Source organism: Streptomyces spongiae (genome assembly GCF_009377185.1).
Lineage (GTDB): Bacteria > Actinomycetota > Actinomycetes > Streptomycetales > Streptomycetaceae > Streptomyces > Streptomyces spongiae.
The window spans coordinates 1-1,254 of record NZ_VJZC01001078.1; the positions used below are offsets into that span (position 1 = coordinate 1).

The window sequence follows — 1,254 nt, forward strand, 5'->3', positions numbered from 1 at the left end:
GCCAGGTCGCCGAAGACGAACGCGCCGATCATGTAGTTGTGCGGGACGCAGGCCAGGTCACCGGCGGCGTACAGCCGGGGGACGGTCGTACGGGCGTGGTCGTCCACCCGGACGCCCGAGGCCGAGTTCGGCGCGAAGAAGGAAGAGGCCGAGCGTCAGCGGAAGCTGGGGATGATCCGTACGCCGGTGATGTCCTGCTACCGGATCGCGGTCATCAGCCTCAAGGGCGGCGTCGGCAAGACCACGACGACCATGTCGCTCGGCGCCACGCTGGCCACCGAGCGCCAGGACAAGATCCTTGCGATCGACGCCAACCCGGACGCGGGCACGCTCGGCCGACGGGTGCGGCGCGAGACGGGCGCCACCATCCGTGACCTGGTGCAGGCGATCCCGCAGCTGAACAGCTACATGGACATCCGCCGCTTCACCTCGCAGGCGCCCTCGGGCCTCGAGATCATCGCCAACGACGTGGACCCGGCGGTCTCCACCACCTTCAACGACGAGGACTACCGCAGCGCGCTCGACGTGCTGGGCCGGCAGTACCCGATCATCCTCACCGACTCGGGTACCGGTCTGCTCTACAGCGCGATGCGCGGAGTGCTGGATCTCGCCGACCAGTTGATCATCATCTCCACGCCCTCGGTGGACGGCGCGAGCAGCGCCTCGACCACGCTCGACTGGCTGTCGTCGAACGGCTTCGCCGACCTCGTCCAGCGGTCGATCACCGTGATCTCCGGTGTCCGCGAGACCGGCAAGATGATCAAGGTCGAGGACATCGTCGCGCACTTCGAGACCCGCTGCCGCGCCGTCGCCGTGATCCCCTTCGACGAACACCTCGCGGCGGGCGCCGAGGTGGACCTCGACATGATGCGGCCGAAGACCCGCGAGGCCTACTTCGAGCTCGCCGCCATCGTCGCCGAGGACTTCGCCCGTACGCAGCAGGGCTTCGGCAACCCGAACATGCAGTACCAGCAGCCGCAGCAGGGCGGCTACCCGCCCCAACAGCAGCCCCAGCAGCCGCAACACCCCCAGCAGCCCTACGCCCAGCCGGGCGGCGCCCCACAGCCGGGGCAGGGCTGGGGGCAGCCCCCGCAACAGCCCGACCCGGGGCAGGGCTGGCAGCAGCAGCCGCCCCAGGATCCGCCGCCGAACCAGCCGCAGCAGGGCTCGGTACCGCCCGGCTGGACGCAGTAGGAGCGGACCGGTCGGGTCGGACCCGACGGCAACGCGAGAGGGCCGGCACCTTCACGGTGC

The 1,254-nt window shown here is 70.2% G+C and carries 1 pseudogene; it reads left to right on the top strand.

From position 1 onward, the window contains the following. Positions 1-102 precede the first annotated feature (102 nt). Positions 103-1,194 (top strand): annotated as a pseudogene (locus FNH08_RS50225) (AAA family ATPase); the annotation flags it as partial. Positions 1,195-1,254 lie beyond the last annotated feature (60 nt).